We start from the raw sequence: 19180 nt of genomic DNA on the forward strand, positions 1-19180 counted from the left end.
TGTTGTAAGTAATGTCCTTGCCTATTGAGGAACTCACTCCCCGCCAGATCGTCGCCGAGTTGGATCGATACATCGTCGGTCAGAACAACGCCAAGAAAGCTGTTGCGGTCGCTCTACGAAATCGCTACCGAAGGCAGCAATTGCCAGTTGAGGAGCGTGATGACATCATGCCCAAGAACATCCTGATGATTGGACCAACAGGTGTGGGCAAGACCGAAATCGCACGACGGCTAGCCCAGTTAGCACGGGCTCCTTTTGTGAAAGTAGAAGCGACCAAGTTCACGGAAGTGGGTTACGTCGGCCGAGATGTCGAGTCAATGGTACGAGACCTTGTGGCCAACGCCGTAAGGCTAGTCGAGAAAGAAAAGACCGACGCCATTCGAGAGGAAGCTCACAAGCGAGCCATCGAACGAATCGCCGAGATCATTGAACGTGAGATGCCAGCCGAAGAAGAGAAGGAAGCGGTTCCTGCTACTTCCATGGAGATCGATCTCGATCCAGATGCAATTCAAGTAGACGCGCTCGGAATGCCCATCTTCGAAGGCTCATCATGGCAAGGCTACGACTACGAAGAAGAAGAGAAGAAACGACTCGCACGGGTCGCGGTTCTAGTCGAGGAAATCGTCGCTGGACAACACGACGATCACGAGATCGATGTCGAAGTCGAAGAGGCACAGAACCCATTCTTGCAGGTGTTCACCCCCGGTGGAATGGAAGAGATGGGCATCGACATGAGCCAGCCCGGCGGACCTTTTGGTTCAAAGCGCACGATCCGAGTCATGAAGGTTCGCGATGCCAAGAGCTTCATGGTGGAGATCGAAGCTGGAAAGATGGTCGACAAGAGCGGAGTTCATCGCGAAGCGATTGAGCGCGCTGAGCAGACTGGCATCATCTTCATCGACGAAATCGACAAGGTGGCCATCAAGACAAGCGGATCCGGACCCGATGTCAGCCGAGAGGGTGTCCAGCGCGACCTCTTGCCAATCATCGAGGGCAGCACCGTTGCCAGCAAGTTCGGTCCAGTCCGAACGGATCACATCCTTTTCGTAGCCGCGGGCGCCTTCCACATGGCCAAACCCAGCGACCTCATCCCAGAGCTTCAGGGACGACTTCCAATTCGTGTCGAACTCGACTCGCTATCGGAAGACGACTTCAGAAGGATCCTTCTTGAGCCTAAGAATGCTCTCACTACTCAGTATTCGCGACTTCTAAGCGTCGAAGGCGTGACCGTCGAGTTCACCAAGGACGCCCTTGAAGAGATCGCCAAGATCGCCACCGAGGTGAACCAGAAAACCGAGAACATCGGTGCTCGACGACTGCACACCATCATGGAGAAACTGCTGGAAGAGATTCTCTTCGAGGCACCCGAAGTCGAGCAGAAAACCTACCTGTTCGACGGCGAGATGGTGCGTGCAAAACTCGGAGCCTTGGTCAAGAACATCGCCTCAAGCCGCAACGTCCTCTAAAGCATAATTTGCGGAACATCGCCTGGAACGTTGAAAAACGTTCCAGGGAACCTAATTCTTGCGCTAACCTGTAAATAAGGCTAGGATGGCCAAAGAGAATTAAGGATGATGCTATGCGAGTTAAGGCAACTTTAGGCGCGTTGGCTTTGGCGACAATGTCGCTGGCGAATTCGGCCGCTTCACAATTTACAGACGACGAAAAGAGTCGGATCATGGCTTTCTGGGCGGAGCCTGGGCGCTATAAGTGCTGCCTCCCCAAAGACGCCGATGCCAAAGGGGTCTGGCAGGTTCGACTAACCACGGCCGGCTCAATGTGGTTTTGGAACTACATCAAGGGCAAGAAAACATTTGTCCCACCCACCGAAAACCCAACCCCAGTTACGAATGACCAGAAACTTTGGGAGGCGTGGCTAAATACCAAACTGAACCGAGACCGTTGGGAGGCCCTCCAGAAAGCCCGAGAAGCCAATCAGCGGATCCTAGGCAAAGAACTCCCCAAGGCTGATCGGACGATTCCTTCGCAGGAACCACCTCTGCCGGGTCCTATCCCCCCTGGACTCGTAGCTGCCGCTGGCAACCCACCATGCTTCGCTGAAATCGTCTCGCCAATGGAGCACGCAGTCTCAATGGGAGACCTAGACCTCGTATTCCAGGACAACGTCCGAGTCAGCAGCCCCCGCTACGCTTTCTACCGATTCCCACAAGGTGTCATGTGCGAGGGAGTCCACGTCAAGACCATGCCTCCGGAGCGCCTCGGACACCTATACCGACTAGCAGGCGTAACCAACTCCGAAGCCAACGTCATGCGCGCTGTCTCGGTGCTTGAAGGCGGTTTCGATTCCATTAACACTTACGACACAGGCTTCGTCAGCGTAGGCTTTATCCAGTTCGCCACGCTGCAAGCCGGAGGCGGATCGCTCGGGGCGATGCTCAAGCAGTACAAGTTTGATAATCCCGACCAGTTCAATTTGGATTTTCGACGCTTCGGAATAGATGTCACTGAAGATGGGCTGATGGACATTCTAGATCCAAGCACCGGAGCTGAAGTCGTCGGACCCGATGCAAACAAGCGCCTCATCGAAGACAAACGCCTCATCGCCGTTTTTCAAAGGGCAGGATTGAAGTCGGACCCCTACAAAGCCGCCCAAATCAAAAGTGCCAAACTCCAGTTCTTCCCCTCAGGTGATGAAGTCGTGATCAACCTAGGCGACAAGACACTCAGCGGTCAAGTCTCCACCTTCATCCACTCCGAGGCCGGGATGGCAACCCTCATGGATCGCAAGGTGAACACAGGCAAGCTCGATCCTCTGGTGAGCGTTGTGACGCGAGTGGCGAAAGATCACGAGGTTGGCTCGCTCGAAGAACTGGCCAAATACGAGCGTGAGATCATCCAAGGCATGAAGTACCGAAAGGACTACCTCTCAGATGCCACCTTGAGTCAGCCGGGAGTCATGAGCTTCCGCGCAACTACCAAATCCCTCGCAGACCGAAGCGGCGGAACCCGCGGCCACCGAAAAACAAAAAAGAGCGGAGGGTAACTCCTCCGCTCCCATACTCACTTAATCTGCCAACTCTTCCAATAGTCAGGATCTTCTAGCTCCAAAGCTTCCTTAGTGAGCTTAAAGGGGTGGAAAGTGTCGACCATTACGGCCAACTCTTCCGTTCGGGTGGCTCCCAGTGATGCCTCCACTGCGCCCGGCTGTGGGCCATGAGGGATCCCAAGAGGGTGCAAGGTGATCGAACCTTCCTCAATCCCCTTTCTCGATCCAAACTTGTCGTTCACGTAGTAAAGCACTTCATCGCTATCGACGTTCGAGTGGTTGTAGGGAACAACGATCGCATCCGGATGGTAGTCCAGCATGCGCGGGCAGAAGCTACAGATCACAAAGTTATGCCCCGTGAAGGTCTGGTGAATGGGCGGCGGCATATGCAGCTTGCCAGTGATCGGCGAAAAGTCGTTGATGTTAAACGCGTAAGGGAACACATATCCGTCCCAACCAATCACGTCGAGTGGGTTATACGGATAGTGGTACAGCGTGTGGCGATTCCTAGCACGGATCAACACGGATGTCGGTGTCCGATCTTCATGAGTGACCAGAGTCTCCGGTGCCCGCAGATCTCGCTGGGTGTAGGGAGCATGCTCCAACAACTGTCCATACTCGTTCCGATACCGTTTGGGTGTATCAATAGGCCCAAAGCTCAAAATCGCCAACATCCTCACGGGAAGGCTGTCGAAGTTCAGCTTATAGATGGTGCCCCTAGGGATGACAAGATAGTCACCCGGCTTAAAAGTAACGGTGCCAAACATCGACTCCAACGTGCCCGACCCATCATGGATAAAAAGGCACTCGTCGCCGTCTGCATTCTTATAGTAGGTCGGCATCTGCTCGGCCACCGTTGCCTGATACCAAATCACATCGTTATTCCCCATCAAAGGAATGCGACCCGTGATGGCATCTCCCATGGGTTTGAGACGGGCGGTCTTCAGGTGCCGGTGTCGAAGAGGTTCATCTTCTAGATAAGTCGGAGCCACAGACCCGCGGTCTTCCCATCCGATGACCTCAGTCGGCTGGTGTACGTGGTACAGCGTGCTCATAGGGCCGCTGAAGCCAAGAGTGGAGAAAAGCTGTTCGGTATAGAGGCCGCCGTCGGGCTTTCGGTACTGTGTGTGGTGCTTTTGTGGGAAGGTTCCTAGGTGGTGGTATCTGGGCATCGTTGCCTCCTAATCTATAGCCAGATTCTACTGGAACCACATCATTTGCAGCAGCATTGTCCAAATCATCCTAAAAATGCCATAATGAAAACTTACGGAGGCAAGAAACAGATGATCTACGTTACCGTCCAACCAAATGAATCGATCGACAGCGCCCTGAAGCGCTTTAACATGAAGCTACAGCAGAGCGGCCTTTTGCGACAACTGAAAGAGCATGCGCATTACGAGAAGCCAAGCGAGAAGCGACGCCGACTCAAGCGACGCCGTGCGTCCCGACAGTAGTCTCGATAAGAAAAAACGTTCGCATTGCGTCTAAATCATATGGACGGAGTTTCTGCTTCAGCGAACAGTTTGTGTGGCGGCCGACCTCGTGTCGGTCGTCTCACGTTTTTACAGAGGACCTTTTTGGCATCACGGAATCTTCCTAACGCATTAGCTTGGATTTGACCGCTGCCACACCTATGGAACCTCCCAGTAGTCACGTAATCGAAGTCTTGAATGAAAGCGGTCTCGAAATTTCGACCGCTACGATTCGACAGGGCGTCGAATCGGCATTGAACCTCGAAGGCGCGGAGCCGTCAGAGGTTAATGTGCTCCTCACCACGGAAGAAAATGTGCGCGATCTCAATGCGCGTTTTCGTGGAATCGAGTCGAGCACAGACGTTCTCACTTTCCCATCCGGCGAGTCTGCATCCGGCGATATCGCCATAGCAGTTCCCTACGCCATCCGGCAATCAGCGCTAAGACAGGTCTCACTTGAGCAAGAATTGGCCTATCTGGCCATTCATGGTGCTTTACACTTAGTGGGGTATGACGACCAAAGTGATGATGAAAGAGACGAAATGATTCGTAAAATGAACCGTGTTGCCGAATCGGTCTTCCTGCCTCCCGACGAGAACTGGGGCTCGATTCTTCATGAGGTCGAAGCTTGAGCAATAAGCGGTCTGCGATTTACGGCTCATTCAAGGTTGCCCTCAACGGCATCATCTTCACGTTCCGCACGCAGAAGCACCTGCGGTTTCACTTCTACGTTGTCATCGTGGTTCTTCTTTTGGGAATCGTCGCGCGGCTTGGCCTGCGTGAGATGCTCATCCTTCTGTTCACGATCTCACTTGTGCTTGTCGCAGAGATGTTCAACTCGGCAATCGAGGCGACGGTCGACCTTGTCTCACCGAACTACCACCCCCTAGCGAAGTTTGCAAAAGACATTGCAGCGGGTGCCGTTCTGATCACCACCATCATCGCCCTGGTCGTTGGCAGCCTGCTGATGCTAGGAGAAAGCGGGTGGGAGTCGATCAAAGTGAACCTGAGTGGGGAAGGCTTTGGACCGCCCAGTTACGTACGCTTGTTCCTCGGAGCAGTCATCCTGTTCATCATTGTTGTCGTCGGTAAAGCAATGGGCAAGCGGGGACAGGTGCTTCAAGGGGGCTTAGTCAGCGGACATGCAGCCTACGGATTCTTTTTTGCAACATCAACCATTTTTCTCACCGATAGTGCCGTCGCGGCAGGTATCGCTATCTTGCTCGCCGTGATCATTGCTCAAAGCCGATACGAAGCAAAAATCCACTCCCTCTTCGAACTGACCCTGGGAGCGGGTGCAGGCGTCATTCTGGCTCTCCTCGTATTTGGACTGGTGCCCCGATGATGCCGAAGAACACCATGCCCAATCTCGAAAAGCAAGTGGCGTTCCTCATGGCCGTAGCCCTCGGAACCATTTGGCTCCTCGGCGAGAACAGCCTGGCAAAGTCCAGCTCCATCCACGCGGAGTCCCTGCGTGATCCAGTCGGAGGCGGAGGCGTCGCCCTGGCCGCTCTCGTGGCACTCATGGTGCTCAGTGGCATCTTTGTCGCAGCTGAGACAGCCGTCGAGCTACTGAAATCGATGCACGTCCGGCACTACAAAGACATCAATCAAGCGAAGGGCGACCGTCTCCAAACCCTGCTCGATGGCAAAGATAAGTACGCAACGGCATGTCTATTAACCAGCCGCATCGTCCGCATGCTGATGGTGTTTGTGGTTCTGGTACTGGCTCAAGGCTTTGCGCTTTCACTTGAGCAGAACCGACAATGGACCTACAACTACGGCTCAATCCTGCTTGCCGGCCTCATCATCGCCGCACCAGTGGTCCTGGTCAATCTCATCATCGGTGAACTGGTACCCAAAAGCTACGCAGCCATGAGGCCCCATACAGTTGCCCTAGCGCTGTACGGCCCCATCAAAGCAGCCACCTTCTTGCTTTCACTCCCGGCCAACTTCATCGTTGCCCTCGCGTCGCTCTTTACTGCCCGCTTCGGTGGCAAAGCAGCCTTTTCAACCGCGAATCAGGCTGAAGAAGAGATCAAGAATCTCGTGGAGTCTGCCGAAAGGACGGGAGAGATCGAATCAGACGAACGGGAACTCATCCACTCCGTTTTCGAGTTCCGAGACACCGTTGCCCGGGAGATCATGACTCCCCGCGTGGAACTCGATGCGATGCCCATCAAGAGCGATCCAAACGAACTGGTAAGGGTGATCCAGGAAACGGGCCACTCGCGAATCCCTTTGTTCGAGGAGACGGACGATCAGATCGTTGGCATCATCCACGCCAAAGACCTATTGATGGCGATGGTCGAAGGTCCAAAGATCACGAATCTGCGGACACTGATGCGCCCTGCGCTCTTCGTACCCGAAGGCAAGGACCTACACGAACTGCTCCAAGAGATGCGCCTAAGCCGAAGCCAAATGGCCATCGTGCAAGATGAGTTTGGTGGAACAGCTGGCATCGTCACCATCGAGGATATCGTTGAACAGCTAGTCGGCGAAATCGTGGATGAATACGACGACGAAGAACCCTCATTCCAGCAGGTCGCAACCGGATGGTTGGTTCTCGGTAAAGCTCACCTAGACGACGTCAACGACGAGATCGGAAGCGAGTTTGAAAGCGAAGAGTTCGACACCATAGGCGGCTTTATCTTCGGCCAATTCGGAAGGCAGCCACACTTAGCTGAAGAAATCTCAGTGGACGGCTATCGATTCGTCGTCGAAGAAACCGACGGTCGCCGAGTCCTTAAATTAAGGATCGAAAAACTCCCAGACGATCTAAGTCTAGAGAATGTAGAGGCTTCTTAGAAAGCAACTAGCTCTCCATTCCAATTGCGGAATGGAGAGCCAGCATAGAAGCTTTTTACTTAGCCTTTGCGAGGCGAGCGTTAACAGCGTTCCAGTCCACAACGTTGAACCAGGCATCAATGTACTTAGCTCGACCCGTCTGGAAGTCGAGGTAGTAAGCATGCTCGTAGACGTCCATAGCAAGGATCAATTCGTTGCCCCAAGCTGGGAACGTATCCTGGCTGTCACCAGCGTAGTTGAATACTCGCTGCTCAGCTCGGTCGTAGCCAAGGTACACCCAACCGCGTGAGGAGATACCCGTGATCTTCCAGTCAGCAGCCCACTTCTCAAACGAACCGTAGGCTTCGTTGATCAAGGTTGCCACATCGCCCGTAGCGTGTCCGCCTTCACCGCCAAGGGTGTCGAAGTACACGTTGTGGTTAATGTATCCACCGTAAGCAAATGCGTAGTTGACCTTAAGAGCGCGTGTCTGGCTGTAGATCTGATTACCCTTTGCAGGATCTGTATCGAGCTCAGCGAGGGCCTTGCGGATCTCGTTGGTCTTGTTTGCATAGCCCTGCCAGAGGGTGAGGTGAGCCTTGTGTGTGGCTTCGGAAATTCCCTTTGGCGCAGTGCCCAAGGCCTTCTTCAGATCGTCCTCAGTTGGGACGCGTACTAGCTTTGCTTCCATTTTTTTCGTTGTCTCCTTGTTGTTTGCCCAGGTAAGCGTTGGTGCAAGAGCGAAGGCTCCTACTGCTGCACTGGTTACGATAAAGTCTCTTCTCGAAAGGTCTTTTTTGCTTTTGGGCATAGGATGCCTCACGTGATTCTACGAGGAAGACTACCTGTCTGGCAGGATCTTGGAGTTAAGAAACTCCACTTTGTGATGATCAATGTCATTTGAAATGCGTATGGCAGGGCTTCACGAAACATTGCGGTGAAATACGGTGCGCGCCGCTTAAAGTTGTTAGGGCGAACCTAAAGCGCGGGTCAGAAGTAGCTGCAATGGGTAGCCTGAAGGCAATCATGAATTCCTACCTGCTCCCAACTTATGAGTTTGGTCCACTCGTTTTCGCTCGGATAGCAAAGCTGGTTCCAGAGAGCCATTGGGACGAGCGCCTGAGTCCAGAGCGGTTTACGCTCCGCGAGGCAATCGCTCATATGGCCGATTGGGAGCCTATCTTCCGTGCAAGAATTCAGCAGGTAAAAGACAATCCCGGTTCCACCGTGGAGGTTTATGATGAAGGCGAGATGGCTGTGCAGAACAAGTACGGCAAGAGCGACATGTTCGAGATGCTCAAGAAACTCATCGACGAGCGCAAAGCAACCGCCAAACTCGTAAATCAACTCTCAAAAGAGGATCTCGCCAAGACCTGCATTCACCCTGAGCGAGGACAGATCCTCCTTGAGGACATGGTCTCCATGATCCAAAGCCACGACCTCTACCACTTAGAGCACGCGAGCGAGTATCTCATCTGGGCGCACCCAGAAGCAACCCAAGAACTGACCATTTCGTCGCACGGCGACTACTAAAACAAACAAGGCTGCCCAAATCGGGCAGCCTTGCCAGCAATCAACCTTCGAGGCGAGCAGCGAGCTTGCCGAAGCCGCTTGCGCCGGCATAAACAGCCGAAGTCCCGAGCATCTCTTCAATTCGGAGAAGCTGGTTGTACTTAGCAACTCGGTCCGTTCGGTTAGGAGCACCGGTCTTGATCTGGCCGCAGTTTGTGGCAACAGCGAGGTCTGCAATCGTAACGTCCTCAGTCTCACCAGATCGGTGGCTCATCACGCTAGTGTAACCCGCGCGCTTCGCCATATCGACTGCTGCCAGAGTCTCGGAAAGAGAACCGATCTGGTTGACCTTAACCAAAATCGAGTTGGCCGTACCGGTCTTGATGCCGCGGGACAATCGCTCGACGTTGGTAACGAATAGGTCATCGCCAACGAGCTGAACTCGGTCGCCGAGAGCATCGGTAAGAGCCTTCCAAGAATCCCAGTCGTCCTCAGAACAGCCATCTTCAATGCTGATGAGCGGGTACTTCTCGCAGAGCGAAACCAGATAGTCCACCTGCTGAGCGCCAGAGCGAGACCGAACATCTCCAGCCTTATAGTTGTAGTTGGTGCCGTCGTAAAACTCAGTTGCCGCAGCGTCAATGCCGAGATAAATCTGCTTGCCTGGCTCGTATCCAGCTTTGGAGATCGCTTCCAAAATGTAGTCGAAAGCCAGTTCCTGTGATTCCAGGTTAGGAGCGAAGCCGCCCTCGTCGCCAACGCCCGTGTTGAGCCCCTTGGCCTTAAGAACGCCCTTCAGTGTGTGGAACACCTCAGCACCCCATCGAAGCGCCTCGCTGAAGCTTGGAGCACCCACCGGAAGAATCATGAACTCCTGGAAGTCAACGTTGGAGTCTGCATGTGCTCCACCGTTGAGGATGTTCATCATAGGAACAGGCAACACGCTAGCGGTGACGCCACCGACATATCGGAAAAGAGGAAGCTTGGTGTGGTTAGCCGCAGCCTTAGCAACGGCAAGGGATACTGCAAGGATTGCGTTCGCTCCGAGTCGTGCCTTGTTAGGGGTACCGTCCAACTCAAGCAGCTCGGCATCAATCGATGTCTGGTCAGTGGAGTCGCTATCGAGAAGGGCAGGAGCGATGGTCTGGTTTACGTTCTCAACCGCAGTCTGAACACCCTTTCCAAGGTAACGACCTTTATCTCCGTCGCGCAATTCTACAGCTTCAAACTGGCCGGTGCTGGCTCCGCTAGGAACGGCTGCGCGGCCAATGCTTCCGCTCTCCAGGATAACGTCAACTTCCAGGGTGGGATTTCCGCGGCTGTCTAAAATTTCGCGGGCGGTGATATCGTGAATATAGGGCATAGGCTTCTCTCGGCAGTAGCAGGGTTCCGAAATAGTTCCGAACTTTCTGCCGTAGCAGATTATCTCCATATCGTCAACAGAAACAACTACCCCGCGTTAAAGCTCACTCTTGGCAGTCGTTCTGGCTTCTTGATTCGTATGAGATAGGTAGACTCGTAGAGAGGCGTTTAATGTCAGTCGCATTGAATAAGGAAAATTTCGTTTTACATAGGATCCACTCGCTGACCGGCATCGTGCCAGTGGGCTACTACATGGTCCAGCACCTAGCGCTCAATACTTTCAGTATCGCCGGGCGAGACCAGTTCAATTCGATCATAAACTTCTTTGAAGGGATTCCCAAACATATCCTGCTCGTGATCGAGTTCTGCATGATTTGGCTACCATTGGCATTCCACGCCGTCTATGGCCTCTTCATCGCACAAAGAGCGAAAACCAACTACATTGGAACGAAGTACGGCTTCACCGAGAACCGAATGTTCTACCTCCAGCGTGTGAGCGGAATCTTCATTTTCTTGTTCCTCTGCATGCACGTTGCCACAACAACCGGCGCGAAGTACCTGAACAACAACGCTGAGTTGGTGAAGTACGACGCATGGCATGAGAAGCTCACCAGCCACGGCTACATCTGGCTAGTGGTCTACATGGTCGCAATCCTCGCATCCAGCTATCACCTGGGTTACGGAATTTGGAACTTCTGCGTTCGATGGGGAATCACCATCAGCGACAAGGCACAGCAGCAAGTTCAGAAATTCTCCGTTGCCGTGTTTGTTGCCCTCACTCTCATGGGGTGGGCTGCACTCGCCGGATTCCTTATCCACGGACCAAATGCTGAAAAGCAGCCAGTCAGCGCAAGCCTCAAGTCGTCCGTCGTTGTCTCGCAGAGATAACTTTTACAAGTTCACGAGGCAACCTGCCTCGTGAACCACCTCAGTAGAGCCTAGTTCCGTTCGGAACTTTAACGTCCGGCCTCACCAAAATCACTCGGCCCGGCTCGCTGTCTACTCCGCAAACCAAACATTGCGACTCAAATCCTGCAATCCTCTTGGGCGGGAAGTTCAACACAGAAATCACCTGCGTCCCAATCAATTCTTCCGGCTGATACTGTTGGGTGATCTGCGCACTGCTCCGTCGAACGCCAAATTCGCCAAAATCCACCAGCAACTTGTAGGCCGGTTTGCGCGCCTCCGGAAAGACCTCTGCCTCCAAAATAGTCCCCACACGGATCTCAACCTTCTCAAAGTCCGCCCAACTGATCGCTTCCATGCCTTAAACCTACCTAAACGTTCTCCATACTGAATAGCGGATGAATTTTGAACTGGCGCTTCTAGGTGTGGGCTTACTGCTCGTCGTCTCTGTTTTCGCGAGCAGAGCCTCGGGAATCCTGGGAGTGCCAGCGTTGATTCTCTTCATCTCAATCGGAATGTTGGCCGGATCCGATGGTCCCGGGAAAATCTATTTCGACGACGCAGCCCTCACGCAGCACATTGGCATCGTTGCTTTAGCCTTCATCCTTTTCTCAGGCGGGATCAGCACCCACTGGTCAGTAGTGCGTCCGGCGCTTGGTCAAGCCATCTCTTTGGCAACGCTTGGAGTGTTTATCACTGCAGGAATCACCGGTGCGGTAGCGTTCTACGGCCTCCACTTCGGTATGGGTGAGTCATTACTCATTGGCTCAATCGTCGCATCCACAGACGCCGCCGCCGTATTCAGCGTGCTCAAGGGTCAAGGCTTGGCTCTGCGCGAAGACGTGCAGTCCCTACTGGAACTAGAATCCGGCATCAACGACCCCATGGCCGTGTTCCTCACCCTAGGGCTGGTTAGCTATTTGAAGCTAGGCACGGTCTCACCACTCAACCTGCTAGGCAGCTTCATCGTCGAAATGGCTCTCGGTCTGCTGGTGGGCGTCTTTGCAGGCAGATTAGGCATCTTCCTCATACGCAAAGTAAGCCTGGACATGAGTTCCATCTACCCCGTTGTTTCTGTAGCTGTCGTGCTAGTGTCCTTTGCCGCGGCAAGTTTGGTTCATGGAAACGGCTTTCTTTCGGTGTACGTTGCAGGTCTGGTGTTAGGAAGCTGCAAAGACGAAGAGATCCCAGCGCTCAGGAAGTTCCACGAGAGCCTCGCATGGCTCATGCAGATCGGCATGTTCATCGTTCTGGGTCTCCTCGTCTTTCCCAAGAGCCTGCCTCCGGTGGCGCTCACGGGCTGCGTCATAGCCGCCACCCTTATCTTTGTGTCCCGCCCAATCGGCACCATGATCGCGCTCGGATTTTCAAAGCTGGAATTCAAAGCGAGAGTGTTGGTGTCCTGGGCTGGCCTACGAGGGGCAGTCCCCATCGTTCTAGCAACCTATCCACTGATTGCGGGTGTTCCAAAAGCCCAGCTAATGTTCGATGTCGTCTTCTTTGTCGTGCTCACTTCGGCACTGGTGCAGGGAACCAGCTTGCCCAAGGTAGCAAAGCTGCTGAAACTCAACGAGTCTTGAGCGAAGGCGGGGTCCTCAATATCTTCGGGCGCTCGCGCGCCGGAGCAGGAGCAAGGTTAAGGTCATGCGCGCCACTGTCGACAAATTCTTGAAGGATCATATCGCTGTAACCAAACAACTCCGACATCGTTCGGAGCAAAGTATCTGAATCCAGCTCCTCAGTAATAACCCCGTCCCGATTCTTAACCGTCAGCGATGTCCCCGAAATCACCGCAATCTTGTTCACAAAGTGGCGCCTCGCATAGACCTTGGTATTGAAACCACTAAACTCTCGCGACCGCTCGTGGTTCTTCACATAAAGGCTGTGCGGCACATCTCGTTCAATGATCCGGCAGGGAATCATGTGTGGAAATGGAGGATGGTAGGTCCACAGGAAGAAGGTCTGGTCCTCATGGTCGATTTCAGAATGAAAAATCCCATCGTCATAGAAGAACGCTTCGCCATCAACAAGCGGTAGCGGTGCCATGGTGAGCACGGAACTATCCACAAGCCAACTTCTTCCTTCTATCTCGACAATGGTCGTGCCATGCCCATCTAACTCACCATCCCACATGGAACCTGTTGTCCTGTAAGCGTCAAATCCGCAATCCTTTAAGAAGGCATAGAGCCCGTTCGATCCAGCCCAACAGGTGCCCCCGGTCCCGTGAAGCAGCCAAGCGGCGAGAAAATCCTCCGACTCGGTCCCAGGAAACGGCGCCGGATCTCCACGTCTCAACGAGATCAACTTCCGAATGTTGTCAAAAGGAACGTTGAGACACCAGGAGCGGTAGAGCGCAAAAAGGCCTTCTAGATCTGCTGGGGGAGGTTCACAGAATCCGAGCCTGTCGAGTACTTGGGAAGTGAGAGACATCGTAAACGCTCAAATCTTCCTAGACCCCGCCAGTGAATTTAGGAATTGATGTTTGAGACAACAGTAAATTCTACTTCCGTCTTTGTCTCGCCCTTAACTTCCACGTTCACCACTTCAGAGAGAACTCCAGCAGATGCGTTGGTCTTTCGCTTTACTTTGACTTGAAACGGCATATTCACCAACACTGATCGACAGCCTAGCCGAATTTCCGCCTTCGTCTCCGCGTTCAGCACACCCTCAGAGTGTTCCAAAAAGTCACTTGCTGCAATCGATTTGACCGAAGGTGTGCGGCCCTCAACCTTAATGAAAAGTCGATCCTTTTCCCACCTCAATTGGGCAGTGGCAAGAACTTGCTGAACGGCACCGGTTCGGGTTGGAACAGTAAGAGCAAGGCGAGCATTGTTCTTTCCCGTGATGTAGTTCGGATCATCCGCAAGGGCTCCACGGAAGGAGAACCCGCCAACCGTCAAGGAAAACAGTGATGTGGAATCAAACTTCTGCATGTCGCCAGGATTCAGAGGAATCTCAGCACTGAACTGAAGTCGACCGTCGGCAGACGACCCGCTCTCGGTATAAGATCCGGATGGTGTTTCGCCACTCCGAGTCACGGTGTCCCTGTGGTAGCTCTCAGTAAGAGATACCTTGATCGCCGCTTTCCGCTGGATGGTGTGAGATACAGGCGCTGAATATGCGGAACCCAAGAAAGTCAACAAGCCGAAAGCGGCAATCCCTCTAATCAATTTCACTATCAAACCTCGATGTTTACATGCGTTGAGCATGATTAAGACGAATTGATTCTAACACCGGTACTGCCATATCAGATAAATTCGGTACGTGATACCCATAGCAAGAATTTATGCCGGACGTGAAGCTCAGACGGTAGAGTCTAAATATGGGCCTTCTCCTTGCGTCAATCCTCCTCGCCGCTCCGAAGTACAAGCTCGTTTGGTCCGACGAATTCAACAAGCCAGGAAAACCAGATCCAACCTCATGGGGCTACGAGGTCGGTTTTGTAAGGAACCAGGAACTCCAGTGGTATCAACCGGAAAACGTACGTTGCGAGAAAGGGAAGCTCATCATCGAAGCGCTCCGCGAAACGATTCCAAACCCCAATTTTCAGGAAGGCAGCAAGGATTGGAAGCGCAACCGCAAAACAGCTGAATACACCTCAGGTTGCATCAAGACAGCTGGGAAACGAACATGGCTCTACGGTCGATTCGAAATCCGAGCCCGAATTGTCACCCAAGATGGACTGTGGCCAGCCATCTGGACACTCGGGGAGAAGGGACCTTGGCCTAGCAACGGCGAGATTGATCTGCTCGAGTTCTACCAAAACACGATCCTTGCGAACACCGCATACGGAGTGCGAGGAGGCACCTGGAACACCGTCAAAACTCCCATCCAGCACTTCTTCGACAAAGATCCAAAGTGGTCCTCCAAGTTCCACACCTGGCGAATGGACTGGGATGAGAACTTTATCAAGATCTACTTAGATGGCGAGCTCTTACACACCACTGATGTTTCAAAAACGGTGAATCCCGACGGACGTAACCCATTCCACCAGCCGCACTACCTCCTGCTGAACCTTGCAATCGGATCAACCGGCGGAGACCCCTCCCACACGAAGTTCCCGACAAAGTATGAGATCGACTACGTGCGTGTGTATCAACAGGTGAAATGAGTTTTCCCAGCCCGATAAAAGGTACACGTTCTATAACATGAGCGCGCATCAAGATCTCCTGAATCGGCTAATTCCGAACCTCGCGGAACACAGCGGATCTGACATCAAGGTCACAACACCAGTCGATGGATCAGAACTAGCCACCCTCCGACAAGACACCTCGGAGCAAGTCGAAGCCAAGATTGCAAAGTCAGTTAAAGCATTCCACGCGTGGCGAGAAGTGCCAGGCCCACGCCGCGGAGAACTTGTACGGCTCCTTGGTGAAAAGCTGCGCGAACGAAAAGAAGAACTGGCACATCTGGTCACCCTAGAATGCGGCAAGATCCTGGAGGAAGGCAGAGGAGAGGTCCAAGAGATGATCGACATCTGCGACTTCGCAGTCGGAATCAGCCGACAACTCTATGGACTCACCATCGCCAGCGAGCGACCAAACCACTCGATGCAAGAAAACTGGTTGCCACTCGGCCCAGTCGGCATCATCAGCGCATTCAATTTCCCTGTCGCTGTATGGGCGTGGAACGCAGCGCTAGCCCTCGTCTGCGGCGACTCCTGCCTCTGGAAGCCAAGTGAAAAAACACCTCTCACTGCCTTGGCTTGCCAGCACATCCTAGACGAAGTCTGCGCAGGATTTGCCGGGGCTCCAGAAGGCCTTAGCCAGGTCATCATCGGATCCTTCGAACAAGGAAACCAACTCGTAGAAGACAAGCGAGTCCCATTGATCAGCGCAACCGGCTCGACCCGCATGGGCAGAACAGTAGGACCCAAGGTAGCAAACCGTTTCGGCAAGCTCCTCCTAGAGCTAGGCGGCAACAACGCCATGATCATCACCCCCAGCGCGGATCTCGAAGTGGCGATCCCAAGCATTCTGTTCGGCTCTGTGGGCACAGCCGGTCAGCGCTGTACTTCCACCAGACGCGTCATCGTGCACCGCAGCATCTTCGACAAGGTGTTCGACACGCTTGCCACTGCATACAAACAGATCGGCGCCACCAAGATCGGAAGTCCTCTTGAGTCCACAACCCTCGTCGGACCCCTCATCGACGAACTCGCCTTTCATGGCATGCAAAAAGCCATCGATCGCATCCGGCCTGAGGCAACAGAGATCGTCGGAGGCCACCGCGTCCTCGCGGAAACCTACCCCGCAGGTTTCTACGTCCATCCAGCCATCGTTAAGCTAAGCAAGCAGTCCGAGACGATTCACGAAGAGACGTTCGCACCTCTCACGTACGTGATTCCGTACGACACCCTAGAGGAAGCGCTGGAAATCCATAACGCAGTACCGCAAGGACTCAGCTCGGCGATCATGACAACCGACGTTCGAGATGCAGAATTCTTCAAACGCCACAGCGACTGCGGAATCGCAAACGTGAACATCGGCACCAGCGGAGCCGAAATCGGCGGCGCATTTGGCGGCGAGAAAGAAACGGGTGGCGGACGTGAGTCGGGCTCGGACGCATGGAAAGCATACATGCGCCGTCAAACAAGCACCACATTCTTTGGCCGCGAGAAGCCTGCCTTGGCCCAAGGGATTAAATTCGATCTTTAGGCAAGATTGCTCCTGGGGCTATGCACCCAGGAGCGACCCTGGTACGATTGCCTAATGGCCGCAGTCGAATTGTTTCGCCAACACCTTTCTAACATCGGAAATCCAACGATTTCATCGATCTACTCACCCGATGTTGTGATGGAGTTCCCTTACGCTCCTCAGCATCACACACAGCGTCTGGAAGGTCGGGATGCCGTCATCAAGTTCCTAACGAACATCGGCGTCTACTTTGCTGACTACCAAGTGGGCGAGTCCATCGTTTACTCAACCTCCGATGCAAACGTGATCATCGGCGAGTATCCGGCAACGGCTGTCTATAAAGAGAACGGTAAGTCCTACAAGCAGAAGTACATTGCGGTGATCAGCCTCAACGGAAACCAAATCGCTCACATCCGAGAGTATTACAACCCAATCAATGTTCTCGTCGCTACAGACGAGATCGAACAGCCTGGCAGCTCACAGTAAGATGATGGCCCTCGCGGAGGCGGTGGATGTGTTTGCAAGCGGTTTTTGCTTAACCCGCAGCTTCACCCACCCCTACGTGGTGGAAAAAATTGGACCGTTGATAGTCTTTAAAGATGGTCCAGGTCGTAAAGGCAGGCCTCGTGGGCAGGAAATCATAGCTCATGGCATTTCGGTTGATCAAACGATGGAGATCATTCGCGCCAACGACCTGTCCCAACATGCACTCTGTGTCATCCATAACTTTGAACAAGACGCGGACCAGATCAAAGATGCCGTCAAAGCGCACGGATTTCGCCTCAGGGGAACTGAGCCGCTAATGGTTTGCGACCCGGCTCAGGCGAGGCATTTCGAGAGCAATTGGGTCGTGAAGCGAGTGGAAACGCTCGAAGACGCAAACTTAGTGGCCAAAGCAGCCCGAACACGACAAGCTCTTCCTGAACACCTCGAATGCGATAGCCCCCCGCTTCGACTCTACGCCGCGTTCGACGGCAACACACCTGTAGGTTGGGTGAGAAGCATCCCGGTGGGTGCGGCTGCCTGGGTCTCAAACTTATATGTCCAGCAAGAATTCCGACGTATGGGAATCGGTCGGGCACTCATGAGTACCATGCTCGCTGACGACACGGCCCACGGCGTTAAAACAAGTGTCTTGTTAGCCAGCCACACCGGGGCAAAGCTCTATCCGTCGCTTGGGTACCAGCAGATAGGCCTTCTGCAACTCTTTTTACCACGGTAACCCAGTCCCAAAAAGCACCGCCACAGTTCAAACTTGATGCTAGAAACCCGAATTGGCGTTGTATATATCTCCAATACAGTCATGTACTGATCTAAGTGCTGGTAACTCGAAGACTTTCAATAAAAAACCTGGCAAAACTCCCTGGTTACTTCGTAGAAGGTCTTCATATTCACGTGTCAGTATCTATCCGCACGATCTACTCGATCCGAAACGTTTCGATTGTTTGGGCAGAGACGGGTGAACTAAAAGATCCCAAAGATCATCTGGATTTTAGAGGGGAGGAGATCGCCTTCTCCCGCATTGGATACATTTATGAAGCAATATCGATTCGCAATTATCGTATTGGCAAGCGCTCTCACAACCGCTTCCTTCGCTGGTGACCTCGGTCTCGCGAAAACATTCAACGCTTTCGTTTTCGGAAATGCAAACACTCCTGGCGGTCACGCTGATGGAGCTGTCGCAATAGGCGGAAACTGGAACACTGAGTACAACGTAACGCTCGGCCCTAACTATGGCGTACTTGGCAGTCTCAACAAAATTGGTGCATACGTTGGCGGTAACGTCACTGTAACCAATCACCCAAGCGTAAACAGCGGTGCAAACCTCTACGTCCACGGTTCATACCCAGGTGGCTACAACCTGAACGGCGGCGGCACGCTCACTCAGGGCGCAGGTGTAGACACTTCCTACTTCGCAACACAGAAGACCTACTCGCTCGCACAGTCGTCTCTCCTCTTCAGTAAGGGCGGAAATGCAATCAATGTATCGGACCCTAACAACCTGCACCTGGACGCTTCCACCTATGCAGGTAGCACCAAGTATTTCACCATCGCAGGTTCAGATCTAGCAGCCAACCGAACATTGGACATCAGCAATCTGGGCTCCAACACCTTGGTCATCAACGTCACTGGTAACGTAAGCGATTTCGGACTCACCGTTAACAACAATGGAGACTACAGCAAGATCCTCTGGAACTTCCAGCAGGCTACGACTGTCAACATCGGCAGCCGAGCACTTCACGGCTCCATCTTGGCTCCATCGGCTGCTCTCACCCAGAGCCAGAATATCGACGGAACGCTCATCGCCAACACGTGGAACGTAAACGGCAGCGTCGAGATCCACGCAGGCAACAAGATTAGCTTCAATGGCGAAATCCCAGGCCCTAACCCAGTTCCAGAGCCAGCAACCATGGTTGCTCTTGGCGGTCTAACACTCGGTCTCCTACGACGACGATCTTCTAAGAAAGCCTAAAGCTTCTAACTTGACCATTCGTTTG

20 protein-coding genes are annotated in these 19180 nt (G+C 53.3%); 14 read left to right on the plus strand and 6 right to left on the minus strand.

The features are described from left to right. The first annotated feature begins 11 nt into the window (after window positions 1-11). Window positions 12-1466 (plus strand): ATP-dependent protease ATPase subunit HslU, encoded by a 1455-nt coding sequence (gene hslU, locus ACZ51B_RS16300; protein WP_464294402.1) that lies wholly within the window; start codon window positions 12-14, stop codon window positions 1464-1466. A gap of 113 nt (window positions 1467-1579) precedes the next feature. After that, entirely contained in the window at window positions 1580-3004 is a 1425-nt protein-coding gene (locus ACZ51B_RS16305) for a hypothetical protein (protein ID WP_464294403.1), read from the plus strand. A 17-nt stretch (window positions 3005-3021) separates the two neighbouring features. Here the strand turns inward: ACZ51B_RS16305 and ACZ51B_RS16310 are convergent, their stop codons facing one another. Then, on the minus strand, window positions 3022-4179 hold the full coding sequence (locus ACZ51B_RS16310) for a homogentisate 1,2-dioxygenase (RefSeq protein WP_464294404.1): 1158 nt from the start codon (window positions 4177-4179) through the stop codon (window positions 3022-3024). A gap of 111 nt (window positions 4180-4290) precedes the next feature. On the opposite strand from ACZ51B_RS16310, the gene rpsU reads away from it, so the two are divergent. The 4 genes from rpsU to ACZ51B_RS16330 all read left to right on the plus strand — a co-directional run bounded on the left by rpsU (window position 4291) and on the right by ACZ51B_RS16330 (window position 7287). Further along, complete coding sequence (rpsU, locus tag ACZ51B_RS16315) at window positions 4291-4461, plus strand: 30S ribosomal protein S21 (RefSeq protein WP_464297193.1); 171 nt, start codon at window positions 4291-4293, stop codon at window positions 4459-4461. A 212-nt stretch (window positions 4462-4673) separates the two neighbouring features. Next, on the plus strand, window positions 4674-5111 hold the full coding sequence (gene ybeY / locus ACZ51B_RS16320) for an rRNA maturation RNase YbeY (RefSeq protein ID WP_464294405.1): 438 nt from the start codon (window positions 4674-4676) through the stop codon (window positions 5109-5111). Beyond that, window positions 5108-5824 (plus strand): diacylglycerol kinase, encoded by a 717-nt coding sequence (locus tag ACZ51B_RS16325; RefSeq protein ID WP_464294406.1) that lies wholly within the window; start codon window positions 5108-5110, stop codon window positions 5822-5824. Before ybeY ends, ACZ51B_RS16325 begins: the two co-directional genes overlap by 4 nt. 14 nt (window positions 5825-5838) lie before the next feature. Then, window positions 5839-7287, plus strand: a complete 1449-nt coding sequence (locus tag ACZ51B_RS16330; protein WP_464294407.1) for a hemolysin family protein — start codon at window positions 5839-5841, stop codon at window positions 7285-7287. A gap of 55 nt (window positions 7288-7342) precedes the next feature. Here ACZ51B_RS16330 and ACZ51B_RS16335 read toward each other — a convergent pair whose 3' ends face one another. Then, window positions 7343-8077: a superoxide dismutase gene (locus ACZ51B_RS16335; RefSeq protein WP_464294408.1), complete on the minus strand. Its 735-nt coding sequence runs from the start codon at window positions 8075-8077 to the stop codon at window positions 7343-7345. A 215-nt stretch (window positions 8078-8292) separates the two neighbouring features. On the opposite strand from ACZ51B_RS16335, the gene ACZ51B_RS16340 reads away from it, so the two are divergent. Next, window positions 8293-8799, plus strand: coding sequence for a DinB family protein (locus ACZ51B_RS16340; protein ID WP_464294409.1), 507 nt, complete (start codon window positions 8293-8295; stop codon window positions 8797-8799). 40 nt (window positions 8800-8839) lie between these two features. Here ACZ51B_RS16340 and eno read toward each other — a convergent pair whose 3' ends face one another. Then, entirely contained in the window at window positions 8840-10141 is a 1302-nt protein-coding gene (eno, locus tag ACZ51B_RS16345; protein ID WP_464294410.1) for a phosphopyruvate hydratase, read from the minus strand. A gap of 170 nt (window positions 10142-10311) precedes the next feature. Between eno and ACZ51B_RS16350 the strand changes: the two genes are divergently transcribed. Continuing rightward, a complete protein-coding gene (locus ACZ51B_RS16350) occupies window positions 10312-11028 on the plus strand; it encodes a succinate dehydrogenase/fumarate reductase transmembrane subunit (protein WP_464294411.1) in 717 nt (238 codons plus the stop codon). 40 nt (window positions 11029-11068) lie between these two features. Here the strand turns inward: ACZ51B_RS16350 and ACZ51B_RS16355 are convergent, their stop codons facing one another. Then, window positions 11069-11404, minus strand: a complete 336-nt coding sequence (locus ACZ51B_RS16355) for a tRNA-binding protein (protein WP_464294412.1) — start codon at window positions 11402-11404, stop codon at window positions 11069-11071. Window positions 11405-11444: 40 nt separating this feature from the next. Between ACZ51B_RS16355 and ACZ51B_RS16360 the strand changes: the two genes are divergently transcribed. Next, window positions 11445-12626, plus strand: coding sequence for a potassium/proton antiporter (locus ACZ51B_RS16360; RefSeq protein ID WP_464294413.1), 1182 nt, complete (start codon window positions 11445-11447; stop codon window positions 12624-12626). Here the strand turns inward: ACZ51B_RS16360 and ACZ51B_RS16365 are convergent. Together ACZ51B_RS16365 and ACZ51B_RS16370 are read right to left on the minus strand one after the other, a co-directional pair. Beyond that, window positions 12613-13476 carry an arylamine N-acetyltransferase gene (locus tag ACZ51B_RS16365; protein WP_464294414.1) on the minus strand — a complete coding sequence of 288 codons (864 nt, stop codon included), beginning with the start codon at window positions 13474-13476 and terminating at the stop codon, window positions 12613-12615. The two genes, ACZ51B_RS16360 and ACZ51B_RS16365, sit on opposite strands and share 14 nt — an antisense overlap. 38 nt (window positions 13477-13514) lie before the next feature. Beyond that, on the minus strand, window positions 13515-14222 hold the full coding sequence (locus tag ACZ51B_RS16370; RefSeq protein WP_464294415.1) for a hypothetical protein: 708 nt from the start codon (window positions 14220-14222) through the stop codon (window positions 13515-13517). A gap of 146 nt (window positions 14223-14368) precedes the next feature. Here ACZ51B_RS16370 and ACZ51B_RS16375 point away from each other — a divergent pair, with 146 nt between their 5' ends. The 5 genes from ACZ51B_RS16375 (at window position 14369) to ACZ51B_RS16395 (ending at window position 19155) form a co-directional block, all read left to right on the plus strand. Continuing rightward, window positions 14369-15157, plus strand: coding sequence for a glycoside hydrolase family 16 protein (locus ACZ51B_RS16375; protein WP_464294416.1), 789 nt, complete (start codon window positions 14369-14371; stop codon window positions 15155-15157). Between the two features lie 37 nt (window positions 15158-15194). After that, window positions 15195-16703, plus strand: coding sequence for an L-piperidine-6-carboxylate dehydrogenase (amaB, locus tag ACZ51B_RS16380; RefSeq protein ID WP_464294417.1), 1509 nt, complete (start codon window positions 15195-15197; stop codon window positions 16701-16703). A gap of 54 nt (window positions 16704-16757) precedes the next feature. Then, window positions 16758-17168: a nuclear transport factor 2 family protein gene (locus tag ACZ51B_RS16385; RefSeq protein ID WP_464294418.1), complete on the plus strand. Its 411-nt coding sequence runs from the start codon at window positions 16758-16760 to the stop codon at window positions 17166-17168. Between the two features lie 97 nt (window positions 17169-17265). Continuing rightward, window positions 17266-17904 (plus strand): GNAT family N-acetyltransferase, encoded by a 639-nt coding sequence (locus ACZ51B_RS16390; RefSeq protein ID WP_464294419.1) that lies wholly within the window; start codon window positions 17266-17268, stop codon window positions 17902-17904. Between the two features lie 312 nt (window positions 17905-18216). Continuing rightward, complete coding sequence (locus ACZ51B_RS16395; protein ID WP_464294420.1) at window positions 18217-19155, plus strand: collagen-binding domain-containing protein; 939 nt, start codon at window positions 18217-18219, stop codon at window positions 19153-19155. Window positions 19156-19180: the final 25 nt, after the last annotated feature.

It is taken from the genome of Fimbriimonas sp. LA-C6 (genome assembly GCF_055398105.1).